General features: G+C 59.1%; 30 protein-coding genes. 14 read left to right on the top strand and 16 right to left on the bottom strand.

What is annotated here, in order from left to right:
- The 5 genes from ABJH13_RS13665 to ABJH13_RS13645 form a co-directional block, all read right to left on the bottom strand.
- Entirely contained in the window at nucleotides 1-1005 is a 1005-nt protein-coding gene (locus ABJH13_RS13665; protein ID WP_348406771.1) for an endonuclease/exonuclease/phosphatase family protein, read from the bottom strand.
- Nucleotides 1005-1685, bottom strand: a complete 681-nt coding sequence (locus tag ABJH13_RS13660) for a molecular chaperone DjiA (RefSeq protein WP_348406770.1) — start codon at nucleotides 1683-1685, stop codon at nucleotides 1005-1007. The genes ABJH13_RS13665 and ABJH13_RS13660 overlap by 1 nt, the downstream gene beginning before the upstream one ends.
- A gap of 182 nt (nucleotides 1686-1867) precedes the next feature.
- Complete coding sequence (locus ABJH13_RS13655) at nucleotides 1868-2482, bottom strand: VOC family protein (RefSeq protein WP_348406769.1); 615 nt, start codon at nucleotides 2480-2482, stop codon at nucleotides 1868-1870.
- 36 nt (nucleotides 2483-2518) lie between these two features.
- A complete protein-coding gene (gene scpA / locus ABJH13_RS13650) occupies nucleotides 2519-4648 on the bottom strand; it encodes a methylmalonyl-CoA mutase (protein WP_348406768.1) in 2130 nt (709 codons plus the stop codon).
- On the bottom strand, nucleotides 4611-5516 hold the full coding sequence (locus ABJH13_RS13645; RefSeq protein WP_348406767.1) for a hypothetical protein: 906 nt from the start codon (nucleotides 5514-5516) through the stop codon (nucleotides 4611-4613). The genes scpA and ABJH13_RS13645 overlap by 38 nt, the downstream gene beginning before the upstream one ends.
- Before the next feature lie 165 nt (nucleotides 5517-5681).
- On the opposite strand from ABJH13_RS13645, the gene ABJH13_RS13640 reads away from it, so the two are divergent.
- On the top strand, nucleotides 5682-6137 hold the full coding sequence (locus ABJH13_RS13640) for a DUF4174 domain-containing protein (protein ID WP_348406766.1): 456 nt from the start codon (nucleotides 5682-5684) through the stop codon (nucleotides 6135-6137).
- A gap of 37 nt (nucleotides 6138-6174) precedes the next feature.
- Here the strand turns inward: ABJH13_RS13640 and ABJH13_RS13635 are convergent, their stop codons facing one another.
- The 7 genes from ABJH13_RS13635 to ABJH13_RS13605 all read right to left on the bottom strand — a co-directional run bounded on the left by ABJH13_RS13635 (nucleotide 6175) and on the right by ABJH13_RS13605 (nucleotide 11936).
- Entirely contained in the window at nucleotides 6175-8220 is a 2046-nt protein-coding gene (locus ABJH13_RS13635) for an acetyl/propionyl/methylcrotonyl-CoA carboxylase subunit alpha (RefSeq protein ID WP_348406765.1), read from the bottom strand.
- 110 nt (nucleotides 8221-8330) lie between these two features.
- Complete coding sequence (locus ABJH13_RS13630; RefSeq protein ID WP_348406764.1) at nucleotides 8331-8537, bottom strand: hypothetical protein; 207 nt, start codon at nucleotides 8535-8537, stop codon at nucleotides 8331-8333.
- Nucleotides 8538-8835: 298 nt separating this feature from the next.
- On the bottom strand, nucleotides 8836-9183 hold the full coding sequence (locus ABJH13_RS13625) for a hypothetical protein (RefSeq protein ID WP_348406763.1): 348 nt from the start codon (nucleotides 9181-9183) through the stop codon (nucleotides 8836-8838).
- Nucleotides 9184-9249: 66 nt separating this feature from the next.
- The gene (locus ABJH13_RS13620) at nucleotides 9250-9390 is read right to left on the bottom strand and encodes a hypothetical protein (protein WP_348406762.1); all 141 of its coding nucleotides are present in this window, start codon (nucleotides 9388-9390) and stop codon (nucleotides 9250-9252) included.
- Nucleotides 9391-9601: 211 nt separating this feature from the next.
- Complete coding sequence (locus ABJH13_RS13615) at nucleotides 9602-9997, bottom strand: DUF6497 family protein (protein ID WP_348406761.1); 396 nt, start codon at nucleotides 9995-9997, stop codon at nucleotides 9602-9604.
- Nucleotides 9994-10392, bottom strand: coding sequence for a RidA family protein (locus ABJH13_RS13610; protein WP_348406760.1), 399 nt, complete (start codon nucleotides 10390-10392; stop codon nucleotides 9994-9996). The genes ABJH13_RS13615 and ABJH13_RS13610 overlap by 4 nt, the downstream gene beginning before the upstream one ends.
- 11 nt (nucleotides 10393-10403) lie before the next feature.
- Nucleotides 10404-11936, bottom strand: coding sequence for an acyl-CoA carboxylase subunit beta (locus tag ABJH13_RS13605; RefSeq protein WP_348406759.1), 1533 nt, complete (start codon nucleotides 11934-11936; stop codon nucleotides 10404-10406).
- Between the two features lie 181 nt (nucleotides 11937-12117).
- Between ABJH13_RS13605 and ABJH13_RS13600 the strand changes: the two genes are divergently transcribed.
- Both ABJH13_RS13600 and ABJH13_RS13595 read left to right on the top strand, forming a co-directional pair.
- Nucleotides 12118-13341, top strand: a complete 1224-nt coding sequence (locus tag ABJH13_RS13600) for a multidrug effflux MFS transporter (protein WP_348406758.1) — start codon at nucleotides 12118-12120, stop codon at nucleotides 13339-13341.
- 72 nt (nucleotides 13342-13413) lie between these two features.
- On the top strand, nucleotides 13414-13791 hold the full coding sequence (locus tag ABJH13_RS13595; RefSeq protein WP_348406757.1) for a DUF393 domain-containing protein: 378 nt from the start codon (nucleotides 13414-13416) through the stop codon (nucleotides 13789-13791).
- Here the strand turns inward: ABJH13_RS13595 and ABJH13_RS13590 are convergent.
- Nucleotides 13788-14486: a M48 family metallopeptidase gene (locus ABJH13_RS13590; protein WP_348406756.1), complete on the bottom strand. Its 699-nt coding sequence runs from the start codon at nucleotides 14484-14486 to the stop codon at nucleotides 13788-13790. The two genes, ABJH13_RS13595 and ABJH13_RS13590, sit on opposite strands and share 4 nt — an antisense overlap.
- A 118-nt stretch (nucleotides 14487-14604) precedes the next feature.
- Between ABJH13_RS13590 and ABJH13_RS13585 the strand changes: the two genes are divergently transcribed.
- The gene (locus ABJH13_RS13585) at nucleotides 14605-14844 is read left to right on the top strand and encodes a hypothetical protein (protein WP_348406755.1); all 240 of its coding nucleotides are present in this window, start codon (nucleotides 14605-14607) and stop codon (nucleotides 14842-14844) included.
- 16 nt (nucleotides 14845-14860) lie between these two features.
- On the opposite strand, the gene ABJH13_RS13580 is transcribed toward ABJH13_RS13585, so the two are convergent.
- Nucleotides 14861-15250 (bottom strand): BLUF domain-containing protein, encoded by a 390-nt coding sequence (locus ABJH13_RS13580; RefSeq protein ID WP_348406754.1) that lies wholly within the window; start codon nucleotides 15248-15250, stop codon nucleotides 14861-14863.
- Nucleotides 15251-15378: 128 nt separating this feature from the next.
- On the opposite strand from ABJH13_RS13580, the gene ABJH13_RS13575 reads away from it, so the two are divergent.
- From ABJH13_RS13575 to ABJH13_RS13530, 10 genes are all read left to right on the top strand, one after another.
- A complete protein-coding gene (locus ABJH13_RS13575; RefSeq protein ID WP_348406753.1) occupies nucleotides 15379-15834 on the top strand; it encodes a universal stress protein in 456 nt (151 codons plus the stop codon).
- An 87-nt stretch (nucleotides 15835-15921) separates the two neighbouring features.
- On the top strand, nucleotides 15922-16485 hold the full coding sequence (locus ABJH13_RS13570; protein WP_348406752.1) for a NifU family protein: 564 nt from the start codon (nucleotides 15922-15924) through the stop codon (nucleotides 16483-16485).
- Between the two features lie 117 nt (nucleotides 16486-16602).
- A complete protein-coding gene (gene tsaB / locus ABJH13_RS13565) occupies nucleotides 16603-17214 on the top strand; it encodes a tRNA (adenosine(37)-N6)-threonylcarbamoyltransferase complex dimerization subunit type 1 TsaB (protein ID WP_348406751.1) in 612 nt (203 codons plus the stop codon).
- Nucleotides 17211-17648 carry a GNAT family N-acetyltransferase gene (locus tag ABJH13_RS13560; RefSeq protein ID WP_348406750.1) on the top strand — a complete coding sequence of 146 codons (438 nt, stop codon included), beginning with the start codon at nucleotides 17211-17213 and terminating at the stop codon, nucleotides 17646-17648. Before tsaB ends, ABJH13_RS13560 begins: the two co-directional genes overlap by 4 nt.
- Nucleotides 17649-17760: 112 nt before the next feature.
- A complete protein-coding gene (locus ABJH13_RS13555; RefSeq protein ID WP_348406749.1) occupies nucleotides 17761-18759 on the top strand; it encodes a BMP family ABC transporter substrate-binding protein in 999 nt (332 codons plus the stop codon).
- Between the two features lie 69 nt (nucleotides 18760-18828).
- Nucleotides 18829-20355, top strand: a complete 1527-nt coding sequence (locus ABJH13_RS13550; RefSeq protein WP_348406748.1) for an ABC transporter ATP-binding protein — start codon at nucleotides 18829-18831, stop codon at nucleotides 20353-20355.
- Between the two features lie 3 nt (nucleotides 20356-20358).
- Entirely contained in the window at nucleotides 20359-21453 is a 1095-nt protein-coding gene (locus ABJH13_RS13545; protein WP_348406747.1) for an ABC transporter permease, read from the top strand.
- Complete coding sequence (locus ABJH13_RS13540; RefSeq protein ID WP_348406746.1) at nucleotides 21453-22421, top strand: ABC transporter permease; 969 nt, start codon at nucleotides 21453-21455, stop codon at nucleotides 22419-22421. The genes ABJH13_RS13545 and ABJH13_RS13540 overlap by 1 nt, the downstream gene beginning before the upstream one ends.
- Before the next feature lie 95 nt (nucleotides 22422-22516).
- Complete coding sequence (locus ABJH13_RS13535) at nucleotides 22517-23431, top strand: sulfite exporter TauE/SafE family protein (RefSeq protein WP_348406745.1); 915 nt, start codon at nucleotides 22517-22519, stop codon at nucleotides 23429-23431.
- A gap of 8 nt (nucleotides 23432-23439) precedes the next feature.
- Entirely contained in the window at nucleotides 23440-24198 is a 759-nt protein-coding gene (locus tag ABJH13_RS13530; RefSeq protein ID WP_348406744.1) for a TIGR02186 family protein, read from the top strand.
- Here the strand turns inward: ABJH13_RS13530 and ABJH13_RS13525 are convergent.
- Together ABJH13_RS13525 and ABJH13_RS13520 are read right to left on the bottom strand one after the other, a co-directional pair.
- Entirely contained in the window at nucleotides 24195-24896 is a 702-nt protein-coding gene (locus ABJH13_RS13525; protein WP_348406743.1) for an SDR family oxidoreductase, read from the bottom strand. The genes ABJH13_RS13530 and ABJH13_RS13525 overlap by 4 nt on opposite strands.
- Nucleotides 24893-26434: an AAA family ATPase gene (locus tag ABJH13_RS13520; RefSeq protein ID WP_348406742.1), complete on the bottom strand. Its 1542-nt coding sequence runs from the start codon at nucleotides 26432-26434 to the stop codon at nucleotides 24893-24895. Before ABJH13_RS13520 ends, ABJH13_RS13525 begins: the two co-directional genes overlap by 4 nt.
- Nucleotides 26435-26445: the final 11 nt, after the last annotated feature.

Raw genomic sequence — 26445 nt, 5'->3', positions numbered from 1 at the left:
TCAGATATCGAGATCAATCGACACCGGGAAATGGTCAGACGCGGTCACCAACGCGGCGCGCAATTGGGCGTCAGACCAACACTCTGGGTCATCCAAAGGATGCCAAATACGCCAAACCGCCGCGCGCGCCTGCAAATCTGGCGTCACCATGATGTAGTCCAACAACGCCTGCAGGTACCGTTTGTCGTCTTTCATCCAAAACCGCGCTGACGTGGGCGCGGCCCCCAAACGTGCGGTCAACGCGCGGCGGGCGTGCGGATCAAACAGCGCACCCGCCGCACCGTCCATCACAACCTCAACCGACGAGCGCCCAAACCGCCCTTCGAATTCATCCAGCCCCGGGCCATCATTGAGATCGCCCATCACCATGACCCCGCGCTTTTCTGCCAAAAGCTGATCAATGCGCGCACGCACCCACACCGCCTGCGCCAATTGTTTGCGCCTGTTGGCAACCGCCAGCTTTGCCACATCTGCGGCCGTACGCGCGCCATGCGGGGCCTTGGATTTCAGATGCGCCCCGATAATATGAAACGCGGTGCCTGCAACGGTTTCTACGTCAAGCTCCAGCGGGGGTTTAGAAAACCGCACGTGGTCGCGTGTGGCATCGACATCAAGGTCAACGTCAAACACCCCATCAAACCGGGGCACGGTTTTTGTGCCGTCGCGGGGCGCATGGCGCGCCGTCAGCGCGTCCGGGTCATAAAGCAGCGCAATCTCCTGCTGCGTCTCGTTCACAAACCCCATCACGGCCGCACGTGCCCGAAGGCCAAAATGCGCAGCAAACCCTTCTAGCGCGGCGACGGTATCGCGCTTTTTATTGGTGTCGGGGGCTTCGACGACCAACACCGCATCCGCATCCAGACGTTGAAACACACAGCCCAACGCCGCCCCCTGCTGGGCGCGGGTCACATTGTAGCGCTGCGACCACGCATCATCCATTTGCAGACGGTTTTGATCATCAAACAGGGTGGTGAACCATTCGACGTTATACGTCGCAAGCCGCATCAAGCCGCCGCACTTTGAATTTGATCCCACGCGCGGTTGATATCGGCCATACGTCTTTGCGCCAGTTGCAGCGCCTCTTCGGGCACGCCCCGCGCGATCATTGCATCGGGGTGGTTTTCGCGCACCAAACGTCGCCACGCACGGCGAATGTCTTCTATCGGGGTGCCCGGCGTCACGCCCAAAATACTATAAGGATCCCCCCCTGCGTCTGGTACAAACCGCATGCGCAGCAGATCAAATTCGCGGTGGGGCAACCCAAAAATCGCGGTCACGCGTTCAAGGAATGCGTCTTCGTTGGGGTGGTAAAACCCGTCGGCCATCGCGATATGAAACAGCCCTTCGAGCAGGTCGCGCAATGTATCGGGTTGGGTCGAAAACATGCCATAAATACGGCGGGCGTATTCCTCGTATCCGGCGACATCCTGCCGGGCCAAGTTGAACACCTTTGCGGCACCCTGTTCGTCCTGCGCGGTAATATGGAACACTTCTTTAAAGGCGGTGACTTCATCGCGGGTGACGTGGCCGTCTGCCTTGGCCATTTTCGCCCCTAACGCGAGCACCGCAATGGTAAAGCCCACGGATTGTTCGGGGGGGCTGCGCAGGCGGTCAAAGACCGCCGATAAGCTCTCTCCTGCGGCAAGCGCAGACAGGGCATCAGATATTCGGGACCAAATCGACATGGCAAAAGCTTACCCTGTGGGACGCAGGAAGTCAGGTGACGAAGCGCCGCGCTACAGGATTTTCTGCACAACAACAAGATCAAGCCCCTGATCTGCGTCATTCTGCGCGGTCATTTCAAGGACGCCGCACCTGATCGCGTGGGCTGATGTGGTTGCCCGCACCGGATCGGTGGCGTGCGCGATCAGCCGGTCAATTCGCGCGGCCCATGAGGCGTGTCAAACACCGTCGACATCCCCACCCGGCCGGTTTCAAAGGCCACCCTGTCATCGGTCAAATGCGACGCCAACATGTGCCACAACGCCTCGCATTGCGGGTGCCGCACGGTTATTCGCCGCAGCCTGACGCCTGATCTGGCCAGTAAATTGGCCGGATGAATGGGCGTATCCCACTGGATCAACGCAGGCGCGCAGCCGTCAAAGGGCAATATCCCGCTGTCTGGTACCGCCATGCGCCACCGCAAATCCCCCCGCTGCAACGCGACAGGGGCGCCCATGCTCGCGGGCAGATCGGCCAGCGAGGCGGTGATATCATCGGTTTGGCAGATCCAGTTGGTCAGCCGTGCAGGCCCCGCAAATCGGTCAAGGTCAAACCACCGGGGGCGTTGTGGGTCTGGGGCATCAGGATTGATCGCGATCGCCTCAAGATATACACCGTCCTCTAGCCCAAGCAGCGCATTATGGGTATGGAACACATCGTGTTGCCCGCCCGCCTGAAGCGACACACCCAAAGCGTCTTCAACACAGGCCACAGCCTCTGGCAGAGTTTCGCCAGCAATCGCAACATGATCTAGCAACATTCCCGCGCCCTCCATTCAACACGCATGGATATTGTGTCAGCTTCTGGCGTTACGGATCAAGGTCAGAATGTCCTGCGCGGCCTTCGGAATATTGGTGCCCGGTCCAAAGATCGCTTTGACGCCCGCATCATACAAAAACTGATAGTCCTGCTGTGGGATCACGCCGCCACAGATCACCAAAATATCATCGGCGTCTTTGTCCTTAAGCGCGGCAACAAGCTGTGGCGCAAGTGTTTTGTGCCCCGCCGCCTGACTGCTGATACCGATCACATGCACGTCGTTGTCCACCGCATCTTGGGCAGCCTCAGCGGGGGTTTGAAACAGCGGACCAACGTCAACGTCAAACCCGATATCGGCAAAGGCCGTGGCGATCACCTTGGCCCCGCGGTCGTGCCCGTCTTGGCCCATCTTGACGACCAACATCCGGGGACGGCGGCCCTCGGCGGTGGCGAATTCTTCGACCGATTTCTGGATCGCGGCAAAGCCCGCGTCGCCTTCGTAGGCCGCACCATAAACGCCCGCCAATGTCTTGACCTCTGCCCGGTGACGGCCAAATGTTTTCTCCATGGCCATACTGATCTCTCCTACCGTGGCGCGCGCGCGGGCGGCCGTGACCGCCGCATCCAGAAGGTTCCCGCCCTCTTGCGCCCGGCGGCTCAGCTCATCCAACGCCGCCACGCAGGCCGCCTCATCACGGCTGGCCCGAATGCGCGCCAATCTCGCGATCTGGCTGTCGCGCACGGCAGCGTTGTCAATATCAAGGATATCAATCGAGTCTTCGCTGTCACGCCGGTATTTGTTGACGCCGACGATCACCTCAGTGCCCCGGTCAATCCCCGCCTGACGTTGTGCTGCGGCCTCTTCGATCCGCAATTTGGGCATGCCGGATGCGACCGCCTTGGTCATGCCGCCCATCTCTTCGACCTCTTCGATCAACGCCCAAGCTGCATCGGCCAGATCTGCGGTTAGTTTTTCGACGTAATACGACCCGGCCAATGGATCCACGACATTAGTCACGCCGGTTTCTTCCTGCAAAATCAGCTGCGTATTGCGCGCGATGCGGCTGGAATTTTCGGTGGGCAATGCAATAGCCTCATCCAACGCGTTGGTGTGCAGCGATTGCGTGCCACCCAATACGGCGCTCATGGCTTCATAGGCGGTGCGAACGACGTTGTTATAGGGGTCTTGTTCTTGCAAGCTGACGCCCGAGGTCTGGCAATGGGTGCGCAACATCGATGATTTGGGGTTTTTAGGCTCAAATTCCGCCATAATCCGAGACCACAGCAGCCGCGCGGCCCGCAGTTTGGCGGCCTCCATGAAGAAATTCATGCCAATGGCAAAGAAAAAGCTCAACCGACCGGCGAATTTATCCACATCCATGCCACGTTCAATCGCCGCGCGCACGTATTCGCGCCCATCCGCGAGGGTAAACGCTAGTTCCTGCACCAGCGTCGCGCCCGCCTCTTGCATATGATAGCCCGAGATCGAGATCGAATTGAATTTGGGCATGTGATCAGACGTATATTCAATGATATCCGCAATGATCCGCATCGACGGCTGCGGCGGGTAGACATAGGTGTTGCGGACCATGAATTCCTTGAGGATATCGTTCTGAATCGTGCCCGACAGCTGCGATTTATCGTGCCCTTGTTCCTCGCCTGCGACGATGAAGTTCGCCAAAATCGGGATCACCGCGCCGTTCATCGTCATCGACACCGACACCTTATCCAGCGGGATACCATCAAATAGGATTTTCATATCCTCCACGCTATCGATGGCCACGCCCGCCTTGCCCACGTCCCCTTCGACGCGCGGGTGGTCACTGTCGTAGCCCCGGTGCGTGGCCAAATCAAAGGCCACAGACACCCCCTGCTGGCCTGCGTCCAACGCACGGCGGTAAAAGGCGTTGCTTTCTTCGGCGGTGGAAAACCCCGCATATTGGCGGATCGTCCACGGGCGGCCTGCGTACATCGTTGCCTTCACGCCACGGGTATAAGGGGCCTCGCCGGGGATCGTGCCAAGGTGGTCAAGATCGGCAATATCATCCTGCGTATACAACGCTTTGACCGCAATACCTTCCAGCGTATTCCACGTCAGATCGTCCAAAGGACGGCCGCGCAGTTCTGCGTTAGCCAGGTCGCGCCATCTGTCTTTTTTCGTGCTCATCGCCATGTCCTTTTGTCCGCGCACCGACTGGCAGTGTTTGTCCTGCTCTTGTTCGGGCGTTATCCTCTGTCAGGGTGGCCAGCCCATCCGCGCCAGCGACCAGCCACATCGTGTCGTCCGCATAGGCCTCGCGCAAGGCTGCGGTTTCTTCGGGCGTGAATGGGTTCCAACGGTCCATGCCAAAGGGCAACGCGCTGCCCGGCGCGCCACGCGCGGGCAATACGCGGCGCAATTCCGGCAAGGTTGGCGCCGGGTTCAGCCACCCGCGGTCGCGGTCACACGGCGCGGTGATGCCTGTGGCCGCCGCCAGCAACGCCTCGGGGCGCCCGGCAAATCGTTCAAACGGGGTCACACGCAGATCCACATCCGGGATGGCCTGCGCCACATCGGCAATTACATCACGCCAACTGCGCGCAGACCGAACAATCGCATTCAAACGATCCCGGCCCGGCATCCCAGCCCCGCACGCAATACCATGCGCCAGTGCAGACCCCCAATAATAGTCCAAGCTGCGCGGGCTCAGCACCACCGCAGTCAACTGGCCATCAAACGCCCGCGCGACATGCGCCAAAGAGGCCCCAGCCGATGCATAAAGACACCCGTCGCGCAACGTATCGCGCAACGATCCCATCATGTTTTCATCACTGATCAGCAACGTTTTGACACCGCGCGCACGGGCAGCAGCCAATTGCAGCTGCACCCGTTCGGCACCCGCATCTTGGGCCGCAGAAAACAACCCGCGACGGGTGCGCCCTGGCCCCCAATATTCGACTTGTTCGCCCGCCAGCTGCGCCGCATGCCTGCGCAGGTAGTCCTGAAAGGTCTTTGTGCCCGTGCGATGCGCACCAATATGCAGAATGACGTCCATGGCCTAAGGGATCCGATACCAAGCGGCCGCCCCGATCGGCCGAACTGTTGGGGATAAGATCTCCATTACACACAATCCGTTGCCGGGGATTTAATGATAAATAACCACCGATTACCCATCGCATATCTGCAAGAGCGGCTTATATTACCCCCAACAGGAGCCGCGATGAAACTGATACTACCCTTTGTTATAGCTTGCTTTTTCACCGATGTCGCCATGGCCCAGACGGTTGATACCGCGGCCGAGGCAGAGCTGTTTATCACGATGGAAAACGCGGATTTGAACCAATTTAAGTGGAAAAACCGCCCCGTTGTGGTGTTTTCGGACAGTGCCGACAACCCCGCGTTTACCGAACAGATGCGTCTGCTGACCCAACGCCCCGCCGAATTGACCGACCGCGACGTGGTCGTGATCACTGATACTGATCCGGCTGCGGCGTCCGATTTGCGCAAAAAGCTGCGTCCGCGCGGGTTTATGTTGGTCATAATAGGCAAGGATGGCGGCGTGAAACTGCGCAAACCCTTCCCGTGGGACGTGCGCGAAATCAGCCGTAGCATCGACAAAATGCCCATGCGCCAGCGCGAAATCCGCGAACAAAAAGACCGCGCCATCGGGCAGTGACCTGTCACTATATCACGGTCTGTCAGGCGCATCGGGGCTATTCGAACTCCATGATCACGTCATCGACGGCCAGACTGTCGCCCGCGGCCGCATTGACCTTTGACACCACGCCCTTGCGTTCGGCGCGCAAGATGTTTTCCATTTTCATGGCCTCAATGGTGCACAATGCCTGACCGTCCTGAACCTCGTCGCCCACGGCCACATCAAGTTTGACCACCAAACCCGGCATCGGGCACAGCAACATCTTGGACGTATCGGGGGGCAATTTTTCGGGCATTTTGCGTGCCAATTCGGCCTGACGCGGGGTGCGCACATGCACCTTGATATCGGCGCCACGGGTGCGAATGCGGAACCCACCGCTGATCTTGCCGACCTTCAGCACCAAGGGCGCATCGGCCACTGTCATCTCGGCCAGTTGGTCGCCCGGCGTCCACGCACCGTTGACGCGCAGGGATGTCCCGTCTTCGAACCGCACGGTCGAGCCGTCCTGATCTGCGTCAATCTCGACATCCAACGACAGCCCTTGCAGGCGTACGTTCCACAGCGCGCCCACTTTGCGTTCGTGGTTGTCCATCCGGCCCGACACCCGCGCGCGCCGGATTTCGGCAACCCGGTGCATCGCCGAACAGGCCGCAGCGATGCGGTGCAATTCGCCCTGTGGCAGCACGACCCCGTCAAACCCGTCGGGGTATTCTTCGGCGATAAACGCCGTTGTCATGTCGCCCGACATGAATTTGGGGTGGTCCATCACCGCCGACAGAAATGGCAGGTTGTGCCCAATCCCTTCGACCTCAAAACTGTCTAGCGCCACGCGCATCGCCTCTATCGCGGCATCACGGGTCGGCGCCCAGGTGCATAATTTGGCGATCATCGGGTCGTAATACATGCTGATCTCGCCGCCTTCATAGACACCGGTGTCATTGCGCACAGCCGCCGCCCCCGGTGCGGCTTCGCCCTGCCATTTGCCATTGTCCAGCATCGGGCCTGCGGCCACTTCGGCGGGCGGGCGGTAGCGCGTTAACCGCCCGATGGATGGCAAAAACCCGCGGTACGGGTCTTCGGCGTATAGGCGGTTTTCGATGGCCCAGCCCGTCAGTGTCACGTCATCTTGGGTGATCGTCAGGGCCTCGCCGCCCGCCACGCGGATCATCTGTTCGACCAGATCAACCCCGGTGATCAGTTCGGTCACCGGATGTTCCACCTGCAGTCGGGTGTTCATTTCAAGGAAATAGAAATTCTTGTCGCCGTCCACGATAAATTCCACCGTGCCGGCACTGGCGTACCCAACCGCCAACGCCAGTGCGACGGCCTGTTCGCCCATTGCCTTGCGGGTAGCTTCGTCCAAAAACGGGCTGGGTGCTTCTTCGACAACCTTTTGGTTGCGCCGCTGGATCGAACATTCGCGTTCGCCCAGATAAATCCCGTTGCCATGGGTGTCACACAGCACCTGAATTTCGATATGACGGGGTTGCGTGACAAATTTCTCGATGAAAATACGGTCGTCACCAAAGGAATTGGCCGCCTCGTTCTTCGACGACTGAAACCCCTCGCGCGCCTCGTCATCTGACCAGGCGATGCGCATGCCCTTGCCGCCGCCGCCCGCCGACGCCTTGAGCATCACCGGATAGCCGATCTCATTGGATATTTTCACCGCTTCATCGGCGTCCTCAATCACGCCCATATAGCCGGGCACGGTGCTGACACCGGCCTCTTGCGCGATTTTCTTTGAGGTGATCTTGTCGCCCATCTTTTCAATGGCACCCTTGGGCGGGCCGACAAATGCGACCCCCGCACCGGCCAAAGCTTCGGCAAATTTGGCGTTTTCTGACAAAAACCCATACCCCGGATGCACCGCCTGTGCGCCCGACGCAGCAACGGCCTGCATCACGTTATCGATCACGATATAGGATTGGTTGGCGGGCGCAGGGCCAATGTGCACTGCTTCATCCGCCATTTGCACATGCAGCGCCTGCTTGTCCGCATCCGAATAGATCGCGACGGTCTGAATACCCATCTTGCGGGCGGTCTTGATAACGCGGCAGGCGATTTCGCCACGATTGGCGATCAGGATCTTAGTGAACATTGTCTGTCCTTTTGGCGGTGCAAGAAGTGGAATGTGCAAGGCACGCAAAACGCCGCGCATGACGGGCACGCGCGGCGTTTGATGTGATCGTGAAAGGGTGTGTGGCCTGGTCAGTTACACCGGCCGGGGTTGAGTTGGCAGTAGGCCACATTGCCCGCCGCACCGATAGCTGCACCCTTAAGCGCGCCATTGCCCGTAATGACGGCCGTACCTGCCCCGATCGCGGCGCCACCGGCGGCTTGTTCGCCCAAAGTATCACCGCACGCCGCGAGGCCTGCACAGGCAACAAGCATGAGAACGAGATTTTTGATTGGCATTGGTCATGTCCTTTTGGGTTTTCTGACGACACAGGACAAACGCCTGTCGCCCGGGTTTGTTCCCGAAATTCTGCGCCACCATAGAAAAAGGCGAACAATCTCCACGCGACCGCGCGAGATTGTCCGCCAGGGGAAGGGGTACGAATAGTGTACACAGGTACCGAGCGGGGATATACGCTTGCACCTGCAACTGCTACAATACCCGTACTGGTTGAATTATCCAGTACTTTCATACCCAAACGTGCATTATGAGCCATCACCCGCCGCTTTGGCGTTGCTATCGGCAACATCACGCCGGTCATTCGCCGAAAATCTCGGGAAACGCCTGACGTGCCGCGCGCTCGTCGATGACCAGCAGTGCATCATAGTCGGCCACATCAAAGGGGTCTGTTGCCGGGATCACTTCGCGGCCAAAAAACCACGACAAACGCCCCGCATCCAGATTGCCCCGCACAAAGGGCTCGGCCCCAAAATGCTGCCACAACGCCTCGAAAAACGCGGCATCTGCACGGCGGTCGGCGGGTCGGCGGTCTTTGAAACGCGCGCGTTCGGTAAGAGGGGTGACGCCGCGTGGGTTGAACCTGCGCAGTGTAAAATGAAAATCAGTGCCCGACAGGCGCCCCGGAAATCCGCGATGTTTGATCATGACATCCCCCCCTTGATCGAGAATGCCACAGACAGGGCGCGCCAATCCGCGCGCCCTACCATTGGGTTATTTGTATTTGCCAGTCTGGACCGGCTCGCTCGAGATCGGCTCTGGGTCGACCACAACGAATTCTTCTTGCTCGGCTGCGCAAGCGGCCACGAGGGCAACAAAACCCACTGCCGCCAATAGTTTGATGTTCTTTGACACCTGTCTCTCCTGTCACAATGTCTGACGCGCACGGGGGATGTCCCGGACCGTGCCGTCATGTTGATGGGTGCGCCAATCCGGCCCCCCTGTGGCATCTTAGGCAAGGACCGCAGCAAAAGAAATGCACGCATAGCCGACCTCCTCTTTTGAAGCTGAAAAATCGCGAAATTCCGCCGAATCCCCTCGCAAAACAAGGGGTTTTTAGCCGCCATCACGCCCCCTCCCACACGCAAGCGCCCGAGGTCACGCGGAAAAGGTCAACAAACTGCGTGGCGCTTTGGTCGGACACCCCAAAGGCAACGGGACGATCCAACAATGTCACCGCGACGATATCCGGGGTCAAATTATAGTCTGTCAGGTAAGGCAACGCGATATGGCGGCACAGATATTCAAAATCCAACTCAGCTTGTGCAAAGCTGATGGTGCCTGTACTGCGCCCGATCTGTGGCGTCAAAAACCGGAACCTGACCCATTGCTCAGCCCCGACCTCATCCAACAAGACCTCGATCAATTCGATAGGTTGGCCCGATGGGACCGCCTGCATTGGAGCACCCTGCACCGGGAGGGCCGTCAGGGTGGCAAACGCGACAACCGGCAGCAGGCTCATGTGGGATCGCCGCGCCGCGCAAGGCAGTCAATTTCAACCAAGGCCCCAACCGCCAAAGCTGTCACACCGATAGTGGTGCGCGCAGGCAGCCGGTCAGCCGGGAAAAAGCTCTTGTACGTAGTATTGAACAGCGCGTAGTCGCGTTCAAATTCGGTCAGGTAGCAGCGGCACTGCATCACGTCATCCAACCCCAGTTCAACCCCCGCCAATACGGTTTGCAAATTTTGCATAACCTGCCGGGTTTGCGCTTCGATCCCTTCGGCCAGCGGCGCATCCGGTGCGCCCGGCACCGTTGGCATTTGCCCCGTCAGCATGACCCACCCCCCCGATTCCACAGCATGGGAAAACGGGGCAACATGCGCGGGCGCCGCAGCGATATTATGAAATAGTGGCATCTGGACGGCCTTCAAAGCGGAATATTATCGTGTTTTTTCCATGGCATCGTTGCTTTCTTGTTGCGCAACGATGCAAAGGCCCGCGCGATCCGTTTGCGCGTGTTACGTGGCATAATCACCTCGTCCACGAACCCCCGTTCGGCGGCGACAAAAGGGTTTGCAAATCGATCTTCGTAATCTGCAGTATGCTTTGCAATCTTTTCAGGACTGGCCAAATCGCCCCGGTGAATAATCTCTGTCGCGCCCTTGGCCCCCATCACCGCGATCTCGGCGGTGGGCCACGCATAATTAAAATCCGACCGCAGATGTTTGGACGACATCACCACATAGGCACCGCCATAGGCCTTGCGCGTGATCACTGTCACCATGGGCACCGTTGCCTCCCCGTATGCATAAAGCAGTTTGGCCCCATGTTTGATCACCCCGCCGTATTCTTGGCTGGTGCCGGGCAAAAATCCTGGCACGTCGATCAGCGTCAGCAGCGGAATATCGAACGCATCACAAAACCGCACAAACCGCGCCGCTTTGCGGGCGCTGTCAATGTCCAGGCACCCGGCCAAAACCATGGGTTGGTTGGCGACCACCCCAACCGTGCGCCCTTCAAGACGCATGAAACCCGTGATGATGTTCTTTGCAAACTCGGCTTGGATTTCGTAAAAGTCGCCCTCATCCCCCAGCTTGAGGATGAGCTCTTTCATATCATAGGGCGTATTTGGGTTTTCGGGCACCAACGTATCGAGCGACGTCTCGACCCTGTTTGGGTCGTCAAAGAATGGGCGCACAGGTGGTTTTTCACGATTGTGAGACGGCAGAAAATCCACCAGCCGCCGCACCTCGGCGAGGGCCTCAACATCGTTTTCGAAAGCCGCATCGGCAACTGATGATTTCTTGGTGTGGGTGTCAGCACCCCCAAGATCTTCGGCTGTGACCTGTTCGTTTGTCACCGTTTTCACAACGTCCGGGCCCGTCACAAACATGTAAGAGCTGTCTTTCACCATAAAGATGAAATCGGTCATCGCAGGCGAATAAACCGCGCCGCCCGCGCAGGGCCCCATGATCACGCTGATCTGAGGCACTACACCCGAGGCCATGATGTTGCGTTGGAAAATCTCACCGTATCCCGCGAGTGAATCGACACCTTCCTGGATACGCGCGCCGCCTGAATCGTTGATCCCAATGATCGGCGCGCCATTTTGCATCGCCATATCCATGATTTTGCAAATCTTCTTGGAATGCGTCTCGGAGACCGACCCCCCAAGCACCGTGAAATCTTGGCTAAACACATAGACGAGGCGCCCGTTGATGGTGCCCCACCCTGTCACGACCCCATCGCCCGCTGGCTTTTCTGCCTCCATGCCGAAATCGGTACATCGATGAGCAACGAACATATCGAATTCCTCGAAGCTGCCCTCATCCAGCACCAGATCCACACGTTCGCGCGCGGTGAGCTTGCCACGCCCATGCTGCGCATCAATCCGGCGCTGACCACCGCCAAGACGCGCCGTCTCGCGGCGTTCTTCGAGTTGATGCAGAATGTCTTTCATAGCGACCTCACTGGAGTGTTTCGGTTATTATAGACAAATTACAGGGGGATCGAAGCGCTTTCTCGCAAATTTGCAAACAGTATTCAGGTCACTATTTGCAAATCGCAAATCTGCAAATAATCACCAAACGCATAGCAGCTATGCATGGACAACAACGCCGCAGCCCAGTAGCGTATTGTCTATGCAAAACAGACCAGTCGTCCGCTTTTTGGACCGCTCCACGCCTCCACATATCATAACGCTTATCCTGCTCGCTGGGATGTCAGCGACCGTTATGAATATGTTCCTGCCAAGTTTACAAAATATGTCAGACCACTATCAGGTCGACTACAGCGTCATGTCATTGTCGGTCGGGCTATACCTCGGCACCAGCGCGGTTTTTCAGGTCATGATCGGCCCGATATCCGACAAAGTCGGCCGCAGACCTGTGATCCTATGGGGCATCGCTTGTTTTTTGGTCGCAACTTTGGGCTGCCTATACGCGCCAAACGCCACCGTGTTTTTGGCATTTCGCATGTGTCAGGCGACGGTGGCAGTGGCCATGGTGCTCAGCCGCGCGGCCGTGCGCGACATGTTTGACCAAGCCGAGGCCGCGTCCATGATCGGCTACGTCACCATGGGCATGGCCATTGTCCCGATGATCAGCCCCATGTTCGGCGGCATTCTCGACGAACTCTTTGGCTGGCGTGCCAGCCTTTGGGCGCTGTTTGGCATGGGCGCGTTCACACTGTGGCTGGCCTGGGCGGACCAAGGCGAAACCGCCACCAAAAGCGGCAAGACCCTCAGGCAGCAGTTCGGCGAATACCCTGAATTGCTAACCTCACCGCGCTTTTGGGGGTACTCACTGGCGGCGGCGTTTTGTTCGGGCGCGTTTTTTGCGTATCTGGGCGGCGGCACCTTTGTTGGCGAAGTCGTGTTTGGCCTGTCCACCTTCTGGGTCGGCGTCTATTTTGGTGCACCGGCGGTCGGCTATTTCTTCGGCAACTGGTTCACCGGGGTGATGGCCCAACGGATGGGCATCAACACGTTGGTCCTGATTGGCAGCCTGATCAATGCGGTCGGCGTCCTGACATCTTTGCTCATTTTCGTCGCAGGTTACGGCACAGCAATCAGCTTTTTTGGGTTCATGACTTTGGTCGGCCTCGGCAACGGGCTGGTCATTCCAAATGCAACCGCGGGCATGCTGTCGGTGCGCCCGCGATTGGCCGGATCTGCGTCAGGCCTTGGCGGCGCGATTATGATCGGGGGCGGCGCGGCACTTAGCATGCTGGCGGGGGCATTGTTAACGCCCGTTTCGGGCGCACGCCCGTTGTTGTATCTGATGTTCGCGACCTCATCGGCGGCGGTTGTCTCCATCGTGCTGGTGATCATCCGTGAACGCCGCCTTGCGGGGGCCGCGCGCTAAAACAACGCGCCCCGCGCAGGCCTGCGACATTACGCCATTGGGCCACGGCAAATCTGCGTCTATAATTAGGTCATGAAAAAAACCGAAGTCTTATATAACGGCGATTGCACCGTATGTCGCCGCGAGATCCACCACTACGCCCGGCTCAGCGAGACCGACGTCACGCCCCTGCGCCTGAACGATCTCAATGACCTCGACGCGCTGCAAAGCTGGGGCGTCACGCAGGACCAAGCCGCCAGACGCTTGCATGTGCGGCAAGGCGACGTAATCTACGGCGGCATCCCCGCGTTTATCGTGCTGTGGCAAACCCTGCCGCGCTATCGGTGGCTGGCGCGCGTGGTGCGTGTGCCGGGGGTATATCAGCTCGCAAATTGGGGGTATGACACTGTGATTGCGCCGTTTTTCTACAAACGCCACCTCAAACGCCACCTCAAACGACGGGCGCGCTAAAGCTGTGATGCCGTCCGGCGCACAATATTAATGCGCTGCGCGTTGGGCGGGTGCGTGCCCAAAAACCGATCCCCCGGATCAGGGATACGGGTGAAAAATTCCGCCCCGCGCACAGGGTCAAACCCCGCCCGGCTGGTAATGACCGTGCCCAAAGCATCGGCTTCCAGCTCAAAGTTTTTGGAATATGACCGCGCGCCAAATTGCGCGCCTGACCGTTGCGCGGCCTCCACGGCTTCGGCGGAACCGCCCAACAAAACCGTCAGACTGCCCGCGATAACCGCACCGGCGACCGCATTTTGCTGCTGACGTGGGATGTGCCCTTGGATATGGTGGGCGGCTTCGTGCCCCAACACAAAGGCCAGCTCGTCTGCGTTGCGCGCGTCATCAATCAACGCCTGCGTAAAGACGATCAGCGGGCGCCCGTTGTCATCCAACGTTTGAAAGGCGTTGGCCGGTTGATTGGGGCGGCTGTCGACCCGGATCTTGAAATCGCAATCCACCTGCGACGTGCGCGCCCGGCATTCACGTTCGGCCACGGGTTCCAAGATCTGCACAACCTGCGCGAAATTGGCAGCCCTCGCTTGCGGCACGGCCCCCTGCGGCGCGCCCCCTGACACGGGGTTCGTCAAAGACGTGGCATCACACCCCGCCAACGCACAGGCGGCAACGATGATCGCAGCGGGTTTCCATCGCATAGGGTATGGTCCTTGTTGGTCAGGCTGGGGTTAGCTTAGCATCTCCTGTGCGCGCAGCCAGCCTGATCACGCAGCTTTGTCCTATTGCATCGCGGAGCCTACCCCGTAAAGTGCCCTTATGTTTACGATTGAGCACGAATTTGACACGACAGTGGTCACATTGGTCGACGAGGGGCGCGCCCCGCTTCAGGAAGACGTGACCGTTCACGCGACCGAAAGCGTGATTTTGCTAAATCAATATGACCCCCGCACCGACAGCGTTGTGACCGTCAGCCTGTCGCCGGAACAGTGGCGCGACCTGACGGCGGCCTTGAACCTCCCCGAAGGCGTCTACCGAAGCGACCCACCCCAAAAATAGCGCGGCCACATACGCGTTATTCCATCGTCGATCTGACAAAAATACCCCGGATTTCGCGCGGTGACGCCGTCTGTAGGACACCCCCGTTTAGATCCTGGGGCGACCACATCCAAGACGCAGCAGGGTCGTGTTTCATCGCCCAATCGGGGAACAACCGGTCAGCGACCGACCCCGCCACCAACTGGCGGACCTCAACATGTCGGTCATCGTTGCAGATACGCGCAAATGTCGCCACGACCTTGTCTTTGGGGCCTTCGAGCAGCTGCAAAAACACATCAGGGCGGCAAATCAATGCGCCGGTGATATCGTCTTGGGCATTGCGTATGCGCGATGTCGCCAAGATGTTGGTCAGCCCGTTCAGGTCGTACCCAAAAGGACGCGACGCGTATATCAATTGGTGCATCATAAATCGAACCTCCCGACCGGCTGCGGCATCGCGCCCCGGCAATCGCCCTGCTCCCCTTTGACGGGAGTTTGCGATTGCACCATCCGTGATCACCCGTCATGATCTACCCAAAAGGGGGGCATGATACCATGCGTAAGTTTCTCGTTGTACTGGATGACAGCCGCGAATGCTTGAACGCCATGCGCTTTGCGGCGATGCGCGCAGCACATACCGGAGGCGGCGTCGAGATCCTTTCCGTGATCCCGCCTGATGAATTCAACCACTGGATCGGCGTCAGCGCGATGATGCGCGAAGAGGCCCGCGAACGCATTGAGGTCCATTTCGAGGTCTTTGCCAAATGGATGCGCGACCGCCAAAACATCGACCCCAAACTGGTCATCCGCGAAGGCCCGCCCGTCGATGAAATCATGGCGCAAATCCATGATGACCCCGAAATCGGCGTTTTGGTATTGGGTGCCGGCACGGATAAGAAGGGGCCCGGCCCGCTGGTGACCCAACTGACCAAAAACGCAGGTAACCTGCCCATCCCGATCACAATCGTGCCCGGCGACCTGAGCAAAGAAAAACTAGAGGCGATCACTTAGCAGGGCAGCCCCTAGATTAGAATCGTTCCAAACCTTGACTTCACCGGGGGCGATCCGCATATCTGGGTTAACCCAAGGAGTACATCCATGTTCATCCAAACAGAATCGACCCCAAACCCCGCGACGCTAAAATTCTTGCCCGGCCAGACCGTGCTGGAAATGGGCACCGCTGATTTTCCAACCGCGGATACCGCAGATAAATCTCCGCTGGCCACGCGGATCTTTGCGGTTGACGGTGTGACGGGCGTGTTTTTCGGCACCGATTTTGTGACCGTAACCAAGGCGGATGCGGTCGAATGGGACCACGTAAAGCCCGCGTTGCTGGGCGCGATCATGGAACATTTCCAATCGGGTCAGCCGGTGATGGCGGGCGATCACGCCCCCGCATCCGGCCATGCAGACCACGACGGCGAAGATGGCCCCATCGTCGATCAGATCAAAGAACTGCTGGACAGCCGCGTGCGCCCGGCCGTGGCCCAAGATGGCGGCGATATCACCTTTCACGGGTTTGACCGCGGTGTTGTGTATCTGCACATGCAGGGCGCCTGTGCGGGGTGCCCGTCCTCAACGCTCACGTTGAAAATGGGCATCGAAAACCTGCTGCGCCACTATATTCCCGAGGTCACAGAGGTGCGCCCCGTCGCAACCTGACCCAAGCAGCGTGTGGCCTTTGCCGCGCGCGCGTCCCCCGTTGCCGATGCTATTTGATCACCTGCCCCGCGGATCTGTCAGCGGACGGCGGGCTGCCAAACCACACGAGCCTTCCTTATGACGACCCCACCCGCGATTTTGGCGTTTGACACGGCATCGGCCCATTGCGCCGCAGCGGTTTTGGTGGGCGACACCATCCTGTGCCAAGCCCAAGAGCCGATGCAAAAAGGTCAGGCGGAACGTTTGATGGGGCTGTGCGCCGACCTGATGGCCGATGCGGGCCTGGCATTCGGCGATTTGGCGGCGGTCGGTGTGGGGATCGGGCCGGGGAATTTCACGGGTATCCGCATTTCAGTGTCAGCCGCGCGGGGGCTTGCCCTTGGTCTGGCTGTGCCTGCGATCGGTGTGTCCAGTTTCGATGCGTTGCGGTTTGGCCAAACCGGCCCCTGCGCCGTTGCCATCGATGCGCGCCGGGATCAGCTTTATGTGCAACAGTTCGACGTATCGAGCACGGACACGCCGGTGATGGTGCCCGCCACATCTGTGCCGCCACACGACGGCCCATTGATTGGCGCGACCGGTCAGAAGGCCGCCTACCCTATCGCAGAAGGGATCGCCCGATTGACGGCCCAACGATATCAGACCCCACAGCCCCGGCCTGCGCCGTTGTACATGCGCCCTGCGGATGCCGCGCCTGCCCGCGACGCCCCCCCGCGCATTTTGCCATGACCCCCGCCCAGCTCGCCTGTCTGCACGGGGCGGCCTTTACCCTCGACAGGCCTTGGTCCGAACGCGAGATCGCAGATTTGCTGACCAGCCCCCATGTTGCCGTGCTGTGCCGCACACAGGGGTTTGCGATGACCCGCACCGTGCTGGACGAAAGCGAATTGCTCACGCTTGCTGTGCATCCAGACCAACACCGCACAGGGGTCGCCGACGGGTTGATGACCGATTGGGTCCGCACAACCCCCGCCACCCGCGCGTTCCTTGAGGTGGCCGCGGATAACACCGCCGCGCTGGCGCTGTACCGCAAGCATGGATTCGCAGAAAATGGCCGACGGCGGGCCTATTATCGGCGTGACGGGGTAGCATCGGTGGACGCAGTGCTAATGCAAATGACACTGCCCCCGCGTCAGCCCCCCGAATCCCCGGTCAACCCATGAAAAACGGGTTGACCCGGCCTGCACGCTGGGTCCTAATTTGCGCATATTGGGTGGTGCGCGGCCAGATCGGGCCTGAAACACGCCCCAAAATGAAAAACTGGGAGACACGTGTATGACATCTATGCAAAAATTTCTCGGCGCGACGGCCGCTTTGGCGCTGTCGGCTGGTGCCGCAATGGCCGAACCTGCGCTGATTTTCGATCTGGGTGGGAAGTTCGACAAATCCTTTAACGAAGCCGCCCACAATGGCGCCTCTCGTTGGGCCGAAGACACCGGTGGGTCCTACCGCGAAATCGAACTGCAATCTGAGGCACAGCGCGAACAAGCTCTGCGTCGTTTTGCAGATTCCGGCGCGAACCCTATCATCGCGATGGGCTTTGGCATGGCCGACCCCCTGAGCACCGTGGCCCCTGATTTTCCGGACACGAAATTTGTCGCGGTTGACGTCACGTGGCTCGACACGCCCAACATTCGCCAGATCGGATTTGCCGAACATGAGGGATCATACCTTGTTGGCATGTTGGCCGGTTTGGCCTCGAAGAGCGATACTGTTGGGTTTATCGGCGGTATGGATATCCCCCTGATCCGTCACTTTGGCTGCGGCTACGCCCAAGGCGTCAAGGCGGTCAAGCCTGACGCAACAGTCATCGCCAACATGACCGGCACAACACCTGCCGCATGGAATGACCCCGTCAAAGGGTCCGAGCTGACCAAAGCACAAATCAGCCAAGGCGCAGACGTGGTCTATGCCGCGGCGGGCGGCACGGGCGTTGGCGTCTTGCAGACAGCGGCCGACGAAGGCGTGTTGTCGATCGGCGTGGACAGCAACCAAAACCACCTGCATCCGGGCAAGGTTTTGACATCTATGCTCAAACGTGTGGACGTGGCCGTCTATGACGCGCTGACCGCCGGTGTTGACGTGGAAACAGGTGTCTTTGTGATGGGTCTGGCCGAAGAAGGCGTGGGCTATGCGCTGGATGAAAACAACGCGCCGCTGATCACCGACGAGATGCGCACCACCGTGGAAGACGCCCGTCAAAAGATCATCGACGGTGATCTGAAAGTGGCCTCATACTACGCCGAAGACAGCTGCCCCGCACTGGACTTCTAAGATAGCAAACTGCATGGGCCGCGTTCCGGGTGGGGCGCGGCCTCTGCACACAAAAAAGGGGGGCGGCGCATGGGCGAACAAGCACCAGCGATTGAACTCAAAGGCATTTCAAAGGCCTTTGGACCCGTTCAAGCCAATAAAGACATCTCTATCCGGGTCATGCCCGGCACGATCCACGGGATCATCGGCGAGAACGGCGCGGGTAAATCCACCCTGATGTCGATCCTCTATGGCTTTTACAAAGCCGACAAAGGCGAGATTTTCATCGCCGGGCAAAAAACCGACATCCCCGACAGCCAAGCGGCGATTGCTGCGGGCATCGGCATGGTGTTTCAGCACTTTAAGCTGGTTGAAAATTTCACGGTCCTGGAAAATATCATTCTGGGCGCCGAAGATGGCAAGCTGCTACGTCCATCGCTGGCCAAGGCCCGCAAGACATTGGTAAAGCTCGAAAAAGAATACGGCCTGAACGTGGACCCTGACGCTATCATCGAAGATCTGGGCGTCGGGATGCAACAGCGCGTCGAAATCCTAAAAGCGCTGTACCGTCAGGCAGATATCCTGATTTTGGATGAACCCACCGGCGTGCTGACCCCTGCCGAAGCCGACCAGTTGTTTCGCATTCTCGACCGGCTGCGCGCCGAAGGCAAAACCATTATCCTGATCACCCACAAGCTGCGCGAGATCATGGAGGCCACCGATACGGTCAGCGTCATGCGGCGCGGCGAAATGACCGCGACGGTCAAGACATCTGATACCTCTCCGGCGGAATTGGCCGAACTGATGGTGGGCCGCAAGGTCCTGTTGCGGGTCGACAAAAAGCCCGCCACGCCGGGTGATGTTGTTCTGGACATCAAGGGCTTGCAGGTGGTTGACGACAAGGGCGTGGCCCGGCTCAAGGGTATTGACCTGACGGTGCGCGCCGGTGAAATCGTGGGGATTGCGGGCGTCGCGGGCAATGGTCAATCGGAGCTGTTGGAGGTTCTGGGCGGGTACGCCGAAGCGACGGGCGCGGTGCTTGTGAACGGTCAACCTCTAGATCTGACCGGAAAGCTATCGGATGGGCGGGCCCGCCGGGCGCGCGGCATTGCGCATGTCCCCGAAGATCGTCAGCGCGAAGGGCTGATCATGGATTTTTCGGCGTGGGAAAACACCGCCTTTGGGTACCATCGCGACCCCAATTACCAATCGGGCATGTTGCTGAACAACGCAGCCATTCGCGCCGATACCGAGGCCAAGATGGGCCGGTTTGACGTGCGCCCACCCAACCCATCGCTGGCCGCCAAGAATTTCTCGGGCGGGAACCAACAGAAAATCGTGCTGGCGCGCGAAATCGAACGCAACCCGGATTTGCTGTTGGTGGGGCAGCCGACACGCGGGGTCGATATTGGCGCAATCGAATTTATCCACGAACAAATCGTGGCCCTGCGCGACAAGGGCAAAGCGGTATTGTTGGTCTCGGTCGAACTTGAAGAAATTCTCGCACTGTCAGACCGTGTGGCCGTGATGTTTGACGGGCACATAATGGGCGAACGGCTGTCTGCCGAAACCGACGAAAAAGAACTAGGGCTGTTGATGGCCGGTGTGGGGACCTAACGGATGGACGTAATGCCAAAATGGGCCGAGGTCGTTCTCGTGCCGCTGATTTCGCTGGTATTGGCGGCAATACTGTCCGCGCTGGTTATTCTGGCCATCGGGGAGGACCCGGTTGCGGCCGTCAACCTAATGGTGACCGGGGCCTTAGGCAGCACGTACGGCTGGGGCTACACTCTTTATTATGCGACGAATTTCCTGTTTACTGGGTTGGCCGTATCGGTCGCGTTTCATGCAGGGTTGTTCAACATCGGCGGCGAAGGTCAGGCGATGTTGGGGGGCTTAGGCGTCGCGCTGGCCTGTCTGTTGATCCCTTGGCCTCATTGGACTTTGGCATTGCTGGGTGCGGCGGGGGCAGCGGCGCTCTTTGGGGCTGCGTGGGCGGCTATCCCTGCGTTTTTGCAGGCAAAACGCGGCAGCCATATCGTGATCACCACGATTATGTTTAACTTCATCGGGGCGGCCGTTTTGAATTATGTACTGGTCAATCTGATGCGCCCGGCAGGCCAGATGGACCCAGCCACCGCGCGGTTTCCTGAAACGGTTCACCTGCCGACACTGCACGATATTCTCGCCCTTTTCGGGATCGAATTTTCCAAATCGGCCCCTGCGAATGTCACCTTTTTGATTGCCTTGCTGGCCTGCGTGCTTGTGTGGTTTTTGCTATGGCGCACGTGGTTGGGGTATGAAATCCGCAGCTATGGAAAATCAGAACCGGCAGCAAAATACGGTGGCATTTCGCCAACGACCATCACCATGATCGCGATGCTGATTTCTGGTGCGCTGGCCGGATTGATGGCGATCAACAACGTGATGGGCGAGGCAGAACGTTTGGTGTTAAACGCCGTCGAAGGGGCTGGTTTCATCGGCATCGCCGTGGCGTTGATGGGGCGCAGCCACCCGTTGGGCGTATTTCTGGCGGCTATTTTGTTTGGCTTTTTGTATCAGGGTGGTGCCGAACTTGCCTTGTGGACATCGATCCCACGCGAATTAATTGTGGTCATTCAGGCACTGGTGATCCTCTTTACCGGCGCGTTGGATAATATGGTGCGCATGCCGCTGGAACGTGTGTTTTCAATGCTGCGCCGGGGGGATGCATAATGGATTTCCTAACGCTGATCCAACTGCTCGACAGCACCGTGCGTTTGGCCACGCCTTTGTTGCTGGCCTGCCTTGCCGGGTTGTTTTCCGAACGCGCAGGCATCTTTGACATTGGCCTCGAAGGCAAAATGCTGGCGGCTGCGTTCTTTTCGGCAGCCGTTGCGGCGGTCACGGGCTCTGTCTGGGTCGGGTTGTTGGCGGGCATCGCGGCCTCTATGGCGTTTAGCCTGTTGCATGGGCTCGCCTCGATCACCTTTCGCGGAAACCAGCTGATTTCGGGCGTTGCGATCAACTTTCTGGCGGCGGGACTGACAGTTTTGATCGCCCAAGATTGGTTTAGCCAGGGTGGCCGCACCCCGTCTCTTATGGGCGGCGCGCGGTTTGAACCGATCACCCTGCCCTTTGCCGACGCCCTAGAACCCATGCCGTTTTTGGGCCCGATCTACGCGGAGCTCATCTCGGGGCATTCCGTTTTGGTCTATCTGGCCTTTGCCATGGTCCCGCTGACGTGGTGCATCCTCTACCGCACCCGTTTTGGCCTGCGCCTGCGCGCGGTGGGCGAAAACCCGGCGGCCGTAGACACCGCAGGTGTATCGGTGATCGGCCTGCGGTATGCGGCCGTGATGATCTGCGGCGTGCTCTGCGGGATCGCGGGGGCGTATCTGTCGACCGCGCTGCAGGCCGGATTTGTCAAAGACATGTCAGCGGGGCGCGGGTTCATCGCGCTAGCGGCGTTGATCTTTGCAAAATGGCGCCCGTGGTATGCGCTTTATGCGACCTTGCTTTTCGGTCTGTTCGGCGCGCTGGAAACCCGCCCTGACGTGATCGAAGCAGTCTTGGGCGTCAAGGTTCAGGGCGCGTTGCTTGGGGCGTTGCCCTATGTGATGACCGTTATCATCCTGGCCGGGTTCGTCGGCAAAGCCATCCCCCCACGCGCAGGCGGCGCGCCCTATGTCAAAGAGCGTTAACCCTATAAGGCCAGTTCACCCATTATGTCAGTCCTGATTGCTGCACAGCAGCAAGAGCCATTGATTTTCCAGCCACCTGTGGTCTAACAAACCTTATGCAAATCTACCTTCCCATCGCCGAAGTGTCGGTCAACGCCTTTTTGCTCCTTGGCCTTGGCGGAATTGTGGGCGTTTTATCGGGCATGTTTGGCGTCGGCGGCGGCTTTTTGATGACGCCACTGTTGTTCATGATCGGCATCCCCCCCGCTGTGGCCGTGGCCACCGAAGCAAACCAAATCGTGGCCTCGTCTTTCTCGGGCGTGCTGGCGCATCTGAAACGCAAAACCGTTGACCTCAGGATGGGCACGGTTTTGTTGATCGGCGGGTTGGCGGGCGCGGCCTTGGGGGTTGTGGTCTTCAACTACCTCAAGGCGCAGGGTCAGGTCGATCTGCTGGTCAAACTGTGCTATGTTGTCTTCCTGGGTGTGATCGGCGGGCTGATGTTCGTCGAAAGCCTGAACGCCATCCGCAAAACCAAATCCGGCAAACCACCCGCCCGCAAAAAGCACAACTGGATCCACGGCCTGCCCTTCAAAATGCGGTTCCGGGTGTCGGGTTTGTATATCTCGGTCATCCCGCCGCTTTTGGTCGGCGTCGCCGTTGGTATTTTGGCCGCGATCATGGGTGTCGGCGGTGGGTTTATCATGGTCCCGGCGATGATTTATTTGCTAGGCATGCCCACAAAGGTCGTTGTCGGCACGTCCCTGTTTCAGATCATCTTTGTCACCGGGTTCACCACCCTGCTGCACGCGACAACCAACTTTACTGTCGATATCGTGTTGGCCGTTCTTTTGTTGGTTGGGGGCGTTATCGGTGCCCAGATCGGCACACGCATCGGCGTCAAAATGAAGGCCGAGCAGTTGCGCATTCTATTGGCCATTATGGTACTGGTGGTCTGCGGGAAACTGGCGCTTGAACTGCTGATTATGCCCACCGAACTTTACTCTATCGGCGGGGCATCGGGCCATTGATCATGCGCATGGTGTCCATAATTTTAGGGGTTTCGACCTATCTCGCGACGGTCGCACAGGCCGAAGAGGTCGTCTTGGGGCTCAGCCAAGATAGGGTTTCGATCACCACCAACTTTGACGGCTCGGAGATCTTGATTTTTGGGGCCATCAAGCGCGAAGAGGCCATTCCCGAAGGCCCCCCCGTCGAGGTGATCGTCGCCGTGGCCGGGCCATCTACCCCGCTGACCGTGCGGCGCAAAGAAAAGCGTTTTGGGATCTGGGTGAACACCGACGCGGTTGAAGTTGACCAAGCCCCAAGCTTTTACGCGGTGCAAACCAGCGCCCCCCTCAGAGAGGTGCTCAAGGATGTCGAAGACCTGCGCCACAAGATCTCTGTGCCCCGCGCGATCAGATCCGTCGGCGCGCCATCCAATATCAACGATTCCGAGAACTTCACCGAAGCACTGATCCGCATTCGCAGTGGCGCAAATTTGTACCAACTGCGCGAAGACGCCGTCGAGGTGAGCCAACAGACCCTGTTTCGCACCGCCGTCAGCCTGCCCGCCGCCCTGACCGAAGGGGGCTACGTCACCCGGATTTTCCTGACCCGCGGGGGCACTGTCGTCTCTCAGTACGAAACGATCATCAACGTACAAAAAGTCGGCATGGAACGGTGGTTATTCGAACTGTCGCGGGCGCAACCATTGGCCTACGGTGTTTTGTCTATCGCGATCGCAATCGCGGCGGGTTGGGCTGCATCTGCGGTGTTCCGGATTTTCCGCGCCTAACCCCGACCAATATAAGGCATGTTGGTCGCCATCACGGTCATAAACTGAATATTCGCGCCTGCAGGCAGCTGCGCCATATGCAGCACGGACCGGGCCACATTTTGCACATCCATGGTTTCGGTCCCCGGTTGGGTTTTCTTTAATTGCGCCAGCAGATCCGTTTCGGCATTGCCAATATCGATCTGGCCGCAGGCGATGCCAAAGGGACGCCCGTCCAACGACAGCGTTTTAGTCAGGCCGGTCACCGCGTGTTTTGTGGTGGTGTAACACACCGAATTTGGGCGCGGCACATGCGCCGATAGCGACCCGTTGTTGATGATCCGACCGCCTTGCGGATCTTGGGCGCGCATCTTTGCAAACGCCAGCCGCGCGGCAATAAACATGCCCCCTATATTGACCTGCATCACCTGCGCCCAATCGTCCAGATCGACCGCGTCGATTGTCGCCGTGGGGCCAAACAGCCCCGCGTTGTTGAACAACACATCCAGCTGACCAAAAGCATCAAACGCGGCCGCCATCGCGGTGGGGTCGGTGACATCCGCCGGCAATGGCACGGCGGTGTCATAGCGATCTGCCAACGCGTCCAGACGGTCAGCGCGGCGTGCGATCAGGCCAACGCGCCACCCTGCATCCAAGAACACCTCTGCCGTGGCATGGCCAATGCCAGAACTGGCACCAGTGATGACTATCGATTTCATAACAGATCCTCGGATGGGGGTTCAGCCAGCGACAAAGGTGCCGCAGGCAGCGCCTTTAGATCATCCACCGCAAGCGGGCCGGTTGGCACCGACAGCCTATTGCGCACCACCCAAATCAGCCGCTCTTGGGCGCGGGTAATGGCCACATAGGCCAGCCGTTTCCACAAGGGCTGGCCGGCCTCAGAACGGCCCATTCGCGCGGCGGCATATAGGTCAGGCGCAAAGACCTGAACCGTATCCCATTGGCTGCCCTGCGCCTTGTGAATAGTCACCGCCGCCCCATGCAAGAACGTGGCCCCCATGCGGGCGGCAAAAGGTATGAACGGTTCTTCTTCGTCCGGCTTTTCGATTTTTACAATCGAGGCCGCCGACAGCTGTGGGTCTTCCGCACCAATCACATGCAACCGGCTAAATCCGGGGCGACGCCCCTCGCCTAGATACACCACTTGCGCGCCCTTGATCAGGCCGCGGGCCTCTAGATCCAGGCGTTTTTTGCGGTGTTTCAAAGGCAATTCCAGCCCGTCACATATCAACGGTTCCCCCGCCAAAAGCGCGTCTTCGGGCGCACCATGCACTCGGCGAAATGCGTTGATCAACCGGATGCGCGTCGCATTGCGCCAGACCAAAACGGGGCTGCGCGCCATAAGGTCCACCTCGACCCGCTGACCCCAAACGACACGTTCATCCCGTGCTGCGGCCTGCTCAATCATGCGTTCGAAATCTTCAAACCCCAAGTCCGGGTCCGCCAACGCATGGGCCAGATCCAAAATTGGGTTGTCGGCCTCTTGCCGGTGAACGCGACTTAACGCCAAAACCTGCTGTTGGGGCAGTTTTTCAAACACCATCGCGCCCGATTGATTGACGGGCGCCAACTGCGCGGGGTCCCCAAACAACAACAGCGTTGGGAAAATCTCGCGCAGGTCATCGAATTGGCGGTCGTCCAACATCGAGGATTCGTCGACAAACCCGATGTCTAGTGGCTCTTCGCGCCGTTTCCAGCCGGTTATGAAATCCGACCCCCGCAAGCCTGCCGCCGCCAGAGCGCCCGGAATAGACTTGTTCGTGGCATAAAACGCAGCAGCACGGTCCAGCGCCACATCTGTCAGCCCATCAACCTCGGGGCGTTCGCCGTTTGCCGCCAGCCATTCTGCGATTCGTTCGTATTCGGGGTCATAGACCGGCGTATACAGGATGCGGTGAATGGTGGTGGCTGGCACCCCACGCAACCGCAACACACTGGCGGCCTTGTTGGTCGGTGCCAAAATCGCCAGCGTACGTTTGTCGCGCCGCTTGCGCGATTCGTAGTCCCCCGAGACAATCTCGACCCCGGCGCCTTGCAGCGCCTTGTACAATTCCGCCAACAGCAGCGTTTTGCCGGACCCCGCCTTGCCCGTCACCGCCAGAACGGCCGTTGCGGTGCTTTGGGGCGGGGTCAGTAATTGGTCGTCCAGATGAATGCCCGCCCCCCGCAACACTTCGGTCACTTGGTCGTAGGCGGCGGCCTGATCATCGGAAAACGTAACGGCGAGGCTGGTCATTGCGCGACCCT

It is taken from the genome of Roseobacter sp., from assembly GCF_039970775.1.
Lineage (GTDB): Bacteria > Pseudomonadota > Alphaproteobacteria > Rhodobacterales > Rhodobacteraceae > Roseobacter.
Note: the sequence above shows the minus strand (reverse complement) of the source record. Positions and strands in the feature narration are given on the sequence as shown.